At 55.0% G+C, this 7,776-nt stretch carries 6 protein-coding genes; all 6 read right to left on the bottom strand.

Annotation, left to right across the window (positions count from 1 at the left end):
- Nucleotides 1–19: 19 nt before the first annotated feature.
- Nucleotides 20–1,240, bottom strand: coding sequence for a 2-oxoglutarate dehydrogenase complex dihydrolipoyllysine-residue succinyltransferase (odhB, locus tag ACZAHD_RS10400; protein WP_462456695.1), 1,221 nt, complete (start codon nt 1,238–1,240; stop codon nt 20–22).
- Nucleotides 1,241–1,254: 14 nt separating this feature from the next.
- Nucleotides 1,255–4,062 carry a 2-oxoglutarate dehydrogenase E1 component gene (gene sucA / locus ACZAHD_RS10395; RefSeq protein ID WP_462456694.1) on the bottom strand — a complete coding sequence of 936 codons (2,808 nt, stop codon included), beginning with the start codon at nt 4,060–4,062 and terminating at the stop codon, nt 1,255–1,257.
- 380 nt (nt 4,063–4,442) lie between these two features.
- Nucleotides 4,443–5,159 (bottom strand): succinate dehydrogenase iron-sulfur subunit SdhB, encoded by a 717-nt coding sequence (gene sdhB, locus ACZAHD_RS10390; RefSeq protein WP_462456693.1) that lies wholly within the window; start codon nt 5,157–5,159, stop codon nt 4,443–4,445.
- Nucleotides 5,160–5,174: 15 nt separating this feature from the next.
- A complete protein-coding gene (gene sdhA / locus ACZAHD_RS10385) occupies nt 5,175–6,941 on the bottom strand; it encodes a succinate dehydrogenase flavoprotein subunit (protein ID WP_462456692.1) in 1,767 nt (588 codons plus the stop codon).
- Nucleotides 6,941–7,288, bottom strand: a complete 348-nt coding sequence (gene sdhD / locus ACZAHD_RS10380; RefSeq protein ID WP_462456691.1) for a succinate dehydrogenase membrane anchor subunit — start codon at nt 7,286–7,288, stop codon at nt 6,941–6,943. Before sdhD ends, sdhA begins: the two co-directional genes overlap by 1 nt.
- On the bottom strand, nt 7,282–7,686 hold the full coding sequence (gene sdhC / locus ACZAHD_RS10375; RefSeq protein WP_004130523.1) for a succinate dehydrogenase cytochrome b556 subunit: 405 nt from the start codon (nt 7,684–7,686) through the stop codon (nt 7,282–7,284). The genes sdhD and sdhC overlap by 7 nt, the downstream gene beginning before the upstream one ends.
- Between the last annotated feature and the right edge of the window lie 90 nt (nt 7,687–7,776).

Raw genomic sequence — 7,776 nt, 5'->3', positions numbered from 1 at the left:
TAGGTAATACTCTTGCTGACTACACGTCCAGCAGCAGACGTGTCGGGTCTTCCAGCAGCTCTTTGATAGCGACCAGGAAGCCTACCGATTCACGCCCATCGATCAGACGGTGGTCGTAAGAGAGCGCCAGATACATCATCGGCAGAATTTCGACCTTGCCATTAACCGCCATCGGGCGATCTTTAATGGCATGCATACCCAGAATAGCGCTCTGCGGTGGGTTGATGATTGGCGTGGACATCAGAGAACCGAATACGCCGCCGTTGGTAATGGTGAAGTTACCGCCGGTCAGGTCATCTACGGTCAGCTTGCCGTCACGGCCTTTCACTGCCAGCTCTTTAATATTCTTTTCGATTTCCGCCATGCCCAGCAGATCAACATCACGCAGAACCGGCGTCACCAGACCACGAGGCGTAGAGACCGCCATGCTGACGTCGAAGTAGTTGTGATAAACCACGTCATCGCCATCGATGGAAGCGTTCACTTCCGGATAGCGTTTCAGCGCTTCAACCACCGCTTTCACGTAGAAGGACATAAAGCCCAGACGAATACCGTGACGTTTTTCGAAGGCATCGCCGTACTGCTTACGCAGATCCATAATCGGCTTCATGTTGACTTCGTTGAAGGTCGTCAGCATGGCGGTAGAGTTCTTCGCTTCCAGCAGACGCTCGGCAACGCGTTTACGCAGGCGAGTCATCGGAACACGTTTTTCAGAACGGTGGCCCAGTTGCGCGGCCGGCGCTGCTGCAGCGGCAGGCGCTTTAGCTTCGGTTTTAGCCGGTGCCGCCGCCAGATATTTCTCAACATCTTCACGGGTCAGGCGGCCGCCGACACCGGTACCTTTGATAGCAGCAGCATCGAGACTGTGTTCAGCCAGCAGACGGCGAATCGCCGGGCTGAGGGCATCGTTGCTCTGCTCTTCCAGAGACGCCTGCTGACGTTGAGCCGGGGTGGACTCTTTGGCGTCGGCTTTTGCCGCAGACTCTTTGCCCGCGCTGTTGCCTTCACGCAGGCGACCGAGGATCTGACGAGAAAGTACGGTTGCGCCTTCATCTTCAATCACTGCATCCAGAATGCCGTCCGCTGAAGCCGGTACTTCCAGTACCACTTTGTCAGTTTCGATTTCTACCAGTACTTCGTCACGAACAACCGTATCGCCCGGTTTTTTATGCCAGGTTGCAACCGTTGCGTCAGCTACGGACTCAGGCAGGTCGGGAACCAGAATATCTACGCTACTCATTATGTATCCTTTAATTAATCGACGTTCAGCGCGTCATTGACCAGATCTTGTTGCTGTTTCTGGTGAACGGACAGGTATCCTACCGCCGGAGAGGCGGAGGCCGGGCGGCCTGCATAACGCAGAGAGGCCCCAAACGGAATCACTTCGCGGAAGTGATGCTGGCTGCAGTACCACGCGCCCTGGTTGAGCGGTTCTTCCTGACACCAGACAAAGTCATGCACGTGAGCGTAAGGCTTCAGCGCCTCCTGTACCGCCTGATGCGGGAACGGATAGAGCTGCTCTATGCGCACAATAGCGACATCTTTTTGCTCGTTTTTACGGCGTTGTTCCAGCAGATCGTAATAAACCTTACCAGAGCACAGGACAACACGCTTCACCGCTTTCGGGTCGAGATCATCAATTTCACCGATGGCTGGCAGGAAGGTGCCGTTCGCCAGTTCGTCCAGGCTGGAGACCGCCAGCGGATGGCGCAGCAGAGACTTTGGCGACATCACGACCAGCGGGCGACGCATACCGCGCAACGCCTGACGACGCAGCATGTGGTAAACCTGAGCCGGAGTTGATGGCACGCAAACCTGCATATTCTGTTCAGCACACAGCTGCAGATAGCGTTCCAGACGCGCGGAGGAGTGCTCCGGGCCCTGGCCTTCATAGCCGTGCGGCAGCAGCATCACCAGGCCGCACATACGGCCCCACTTCTGCTCGCCGGAGCTGATGAACTGGTCGATCACTACCTGGGCACCGTTAGCAAAGTCGCCAAACTGCGCTTCCCAGATAGTCAGGGTGCGCGGTTCCGCAGTGGCGTAGCCGTATTCGAACGCCAGCACCGCTTCTTCAGAAAGCACGGAATCCCAGACTTTGAAATGCTCCTGGCCGTTATGCACATGCTGCAGCGGGGTGTAGGTCGAACCGTTCACCTGGTTATGGATCACAGAATGGCGGTGGAAGAACGTACCGCGACCGGAGTCTTCACCGGACAGACGAATCGGAATACCTTCATCAACCAGCGTGGCGTAAGCCAGGTTTTCCGCCGCACCCCAGTCGAACAGCTTCTTACCGGCAGCCATTGCCTGGCGATCGCCATAAATCTTCGCCACACGAGATTGCATTTCAATGCCGTCCGGCACGGTACTGATGCGTTTAGCCAGCTCCTGCAGACGTTTCATCTCGACTTTACTCGGGTAGCTCTCATCCCACTCGTGGTTGAGGTACGGCGACCAGGTAAAGGAGTGCAGATTCATCGGACGCCATTCCTCAACCACGCATTCGCCAGCATCCAGCGCATCACGATAGAGGTTAACCAGTTCGGTCGCATCTTCCAGGGTCGACACTTTGTCCTGCTCAAGTTTGTCGGCGTAGATTTTGCGCGGGGTCGGATGTTTTTTGATTTTCTGATACATCAGCGGCTGCGTTGCGCTCGGCTCATCGGCTTCGTTATGGCCGTGACGGCGGTAGCACACCAGGTCGATGAAGACATCACGTTTAAAGGTATTACGGAAATCCAGCGCCAGGCGGGTGACGAAAGCAACGGCTTCCGGATCGTCCGCGTTCACGTGGAAGATCGGCGCCTGAACCATTTTGCCGATATCAGTGCAGTATGGCGTAGAGCGCGCATCCAGCGGGTTCGACGTGGTGAAGCCCACCTGGTTGTTGATAACGATACGTACGGTACCACCCACTTCATAGCCACGCGCCTTAGACATGTTCAGGGTTTCCTGAACCACGCCCTGGCCGGTTACTGCGGCGTCGCCGTGGATAGTAATCGGCAGCACTTTATTGCTGCTCGGTTCGTCGAGGCGATCGAGACGCGCGCGAACCGACCCGATAACCACCGGGCTGACGATTTCGAGGTGTGACGGGTTAAACGCCAGCGCGAGGTGCACCAGACCGCCTTCGGTTTCCATGTCGGAAGAGAAGCCCATATGGTACTTCACGTCACCGGTGCCGAGATGTTCTTTATGCTTGCCCGCGAACTCGTCGAACAGGTCCTGCGGTTTTTTACCCAGAACGTTAACCAGCACGTTCAGACGACCGCGGTGCGCCATGCCGAGCACCACTTCACGGGTGCCGCTTTTGCCTGCATGACGGATCATCTCTTTGAGCATCGGGATCAGCGCATCGCCACCTTCCAGCGAGAAGCGTTTGGCACCCGGGAATTTCGCGCCGAGGTAACGTTCCAGGCCTTCGGCTGCTGTCAGCTCGGTCAGGAAACGTTTCTTCTCGTCAGCGCTAAAGCTGGCTTTCCCTGCTACCGACTCAATACGCTGTTGAATCCAGCGTTTTTCTTCGGTAGAAGTGATGTGCATGTATTCCGCGCCGATAGCGCCGCAGTAGGTTTGTTTGAGCGCAGCAATCAGCTCGCCCAGTTTCATCGTATCTTTGCCGATAGCGAATGAACCTACGTTATAGCTTTCCTGGAAATCGGCCTCGGTCAGATCGTGGTATGCAGGATCGAGATCCGCCACTCTCTCTTGCTTCCACAGTCCCAGCGGGTCGAGATTCGCATGCTGGTGACCACGGAAGCGATATGCGTTGATGAGCTGCAGGACTTTAACCTGCTTCACATTGGTATCAGGGTCGGAAATCGAAGAAGTGTAACGTGAGGCATCCTTCGCCAGTCGACGGAAATAATCACGTGTTTTCGAATGAAATTGATCCGGTTTGACTCCGGTGCCAGGTAACTGCTGGAACATAGAACGCCAATTGGCGTCAACAGAGTCAGGATCGGTTAAGAAGTCTTCATAGAGCTGTTCTATCCAGCTCTGGTTCGAACCAGAGAGGTAAGAAGAGTCCAGCCAGGCTTTCATTGCGCCGTTCTGCATCGTGATCCCTTAAGCATTTATATGCTTATTTCGCCGTAGAAACTACCACGCACAGCAATTGTACGTGCCGGGGTTCACTCTTTACGGACGAGTTGTGGCTTCTGCGTCCGCGAAGGAACCTTTAAAAACTGCCATTAATCTTCGGTGTTCAGGCTGCGCTTGCGTTGGCTGCCTTCGCTTACCCTGGTTGCTCCCGGGGATGTGCTCAGTTGCCGCCTTACTACGCTCTGAACGCCTTGATTACTGGTACATCTTGTGGCGGTTTTTAAAGATTTCCTACTCTATCTATATCTATTCCCCGGTAACGCGAACGCTCGCCGGGGCTACTGCTTATGGTAGCCCGGATAAGCGATAGCGCCATCCGGGACAGACCTTTTTACTTAGGCACTGCGCTGCAGCAGCATCGACTTAATATGGCCGATGGCGCGCGTCGGGTTAAGCCCTTTCGGACATACACTGACGCAGTTCATGATGCTGTGACAGCGGAATACGCTGAAAGCATCGCTCAGCCCTTCAAGGCGATCGCTGGTTTCGGTATCGCGGCTATCGATCAGGAAGCGATACGCGGCCAGCAGGCCAGCCGGGCCGATAAACTTGTCCGGGTTCCACCAGAACGACGGGCAAGAGGTTGAACAACATGCGCAAAGAATACACTCATACAGACCATCGAGTTTCTCACGCTGCTCTGGGGACTGCAGGTGCTCACGAGCAGGAGGATTTTGCCCATTATTCAACAAGTAAGGCTTAATCTTCTCATATTGTGCATAGAATTGCCCCATGTCTACCACCAAATCGCGGATAACCGGCAAACCAGGCAGCGGACGGATGACAATTTTCTTACCCGGCTGATTCAGCGCGGAGATCGGCGTAATGCACGCCAGACCGTTTTTACCGTTCATGTTCAGACCGTCGGAACCACACACCCCTTCACGGCAGGAGCGGCGGAACGACAGCGACGGATCTTTCTCTTTCAGCTGGATTAACGCATCCAGCAGCATCATGTCACGACCTTCTTCCGCTTCGAGGGTGTAATCCTGCATGCGCGGAGCATCGTCAACGTCCGGGTTATAACGATAAATTGAAAACTCTAGTTTCATTTTCCTGTCTCCGCATTAATAAGTACGAATCTTCGGCGGGAATGCCGGACGCAGTTTCGGTTCCATATTGACGCTACGACGCGTCATGGATTCCGACTCTGGCAGATACAGGGAATGGCACAGCCAGTTTTCGTCATCACGATCCGGGAAGTCGAAGCGGCTATGCGCGCCGCGACTTTCGGTACGGAAGTTTGCAGAAACTGCGGTGGCATAGGCAGTTTCCATCAGGTTATCCAGCTCCAGGCACTCAACGCGCTGGGTGTTGAACTCGCTGGAGGTGTCATCCAGGCGCGCATTTTTCAGGCGCTCGCGGATCGCTTTCAGCTGCTCAAGCCCTTTGGCCATCGCGTCGCCTTCGCGGAATACCGAGAAGTTATGCTGCATACACTCTTGCAGCGCTTTACGGATTTCCACCGGATCTTCGCCGTTACGATTACCGTTCCAACGGTTCAGACGCTCGAGGGACGCATCGATTTCCGCTTCAGTTGCGTCAAGCAGATCGCCCTGCTCGGCAATCGACTCCTGCAGATGCAGACCGACCGCACGACCAAACACCACCAGGTCCAGCAGGGAGTTGCCGCCCAGACGGTTGGCACCGTGTACGGATACGCAGGCGATTTCGCCTACCGCGAACAGGCCAGGGATGACCACGTCTTCGCCCTGCTCGTTCACGGTCAGCGCCTGACCGGTCACTTTGGTCGGAATACCGCCCATCATATAGTGGCAGGTTGGGATTACCGGAATTGGCTCTTTTACAGGGTCAACGTGAGCGAAGGTACGGGACAGTTCCAGGATACCTGGCAGACGGGACTCCAGTACTTCTTTACCCAGATGGTCGAGTTTCAGCTTGGCGTGTGGCCCCCATGGGCCGTCACAGCCGCGGCCTTCACGGATTTCGATCATGATGGAGCGCGCCACCACGTCACGACCCGCCAGGTCTTTCGCATTCGGGGCATAACGCTCCATGAAGCGCTCGCCGTGTTTGTTCAGCAGATAACCACCTTCACCACGGCAGCCCTCTGTTACCAGAACGCCCGCACCGGCGATACCGGTTGGGTGGAACTGCCACATCTCCATATCCTGCACCGGCACGCCCGCGCGGATAGCCATGCCGACACCGTCACCGGTGTTGATGTGGGCGTTAGTGGTGGACTGATAGATACGGCCTGCACCGCCGGTTGCCAGCACGGTTGCACGTGCTTTGAAGTAGACCACTTCACCGGTTTCGATGCACAGTGCGGTACAACCCACAATTGCGCCATCGGCGTTTTTCACCAGATCCAGCGCGTACCACTCGGAGAAGATGGTGGTGTGGTTTTTCAGGTTCTGCTGGTACAGGGTGTGCAGCAACGCGTGACCAGTACGGTCAGCCGCTGCTGCAGTACGTGCCGCCTGCTCGCCGCCGAAGTTTTTCGACTGGCCGCCAAACGGACGCTGATAGATGGTGCCATTTTCCAGACGGGAGAACGGCAGACCCATATGGTCCAGCTCCAGAATCGCTTCCGGGCCAGTCTTACACATATATTCGATGGCATCCTGGTCGCCGATGTAGTCGGAACCTTTTACCGTGTCGTACATGTGCCATTCCCAGTTATCTTCATGGGAGTTACCCAGCGCAACGGTGATACCGCCCTGCGCAGACACAGTGTGGGAACGGGTTGGGAATACTTTTGAGAGCAGCGCACAGGTCTGGCCGCTCTGGGAAATTTGCAGTGCGGCACGCATACCTGCGCCACCCGCACCAATCACGACAGCATCAAATTCTCTGACTGGCAGTTTCATTACACACCCCACACCACAACGAATCCATAAATAACGTAAACCACCAGAGCAACGACGATAACCAGTTGCAGAATTAAGCGTACAGCCAGCGGTTTTACGTAGTCCGTTAACACCTGCCACATCCCGATCCAGGCGTGAATCAGAATGGAGACGAGGGCTAACAGGGTGAAGACTTTAGTGAATGCGGAGGAGAAAAAGCCCGTCCAGACTTCCCAGGAGATTTCGCCGGTGGTGGCAAAAAAGCCAACCATGTACATAATATAAAGGGTCAGAACGATGGCGGTAGCACGAACCAGAATGAAGTCATGTACGCCGTTGCGTCCCAGTGCTGAGGCGTTGCTTACCATACGAGGACTCCTGCGAGAAGTGAAAGCACGACAGTAATAACAAAAGAAATCTTAGCGGAGCGTGTCCCTACTTCGAGGGTTTCTTCCAGATAACCAAAATCCATCAACAGGTGGCGAATACCGACAACAGCGTGGTATGCCAGCGCGGTCAGGATGCCCCACATGATGAACTTGACAAAGAAGCTATCCATAATGGATGCCGCGGTGAGGAAACCTTCTGGAGAGGAAAGGCTGGTGCCCAGCAACCAAAGCAGAATTCCGACCGCCACGAAGGTTATCACACCGGAAACGCGATGGAGAATGGACGCTATCGCTGTGATTGGGAACCGGATCGTTTGCAGATCCAGATTGACAGGTCTTTGTTTTTTCACATTTCTTACCATGAATAACGCCCACATGCTGTTCTTATTGTTTCCTTCCTCCGGTCTGCTTGCGGGTCAGACAGCGTCCTTTCTATAACCAGTGGTCATGATAAAACCCCTTTTCAA

The sequence above is a fragment of the Raoultella sp. genome, assembly GCF_039594335.1.
Lineage (GTDB): Bacteria > Pseudomonadota > Gammaproteobacteria > Enterobacterales > Enterobacteriaceae > Klebsiella.
Note: the sequence above shows the minus strand (reverse complement) of the source record. Positions and strands in the feature narration are given on the sequence as shown.

Coding starts and splice junctions, on each gene's coding strand:
- odhB (WP_462456695.1), bottom strand. CDS start 1,240: ATGAGTAGCGTAGATATTCTGGTTCCCGACCTGCCTGAGTCCGTAGCT.
- sucA (WP_462456694.1), bottom strand. CDS start 4,062: ATGCAGAACGGCGCAATGAAAGCCTGGCTGGACTCTTCTTACCTCTCT.
- sdhB (WP_462456693.1), bottom strand. CDS start 5,159: ATGAAACTAGAGTTTTCAATTTATCGTTATAACCCGGACGTTGACGAT.
- sdhA (WP_462456692.1), bottom strand. CDS start 6,941: ATGAAACTGCCAGTCAGAGAATTTGATGCTGTCGTGATTGGTGCGGGT.
- sdhD (WP_462456691.1), bottom strand. CDS start 7,288: ATGGTAAGCAACGCCTCAGCACTGGGACGCAACGGCGTACATGACTTC.
- sdhC (WP_004130523.1), bottom strand. CDS start 7,686: ATGTGGGCGTTATTCATGGTAAGAAATGTGAAAAAACAAAGACCTGTC.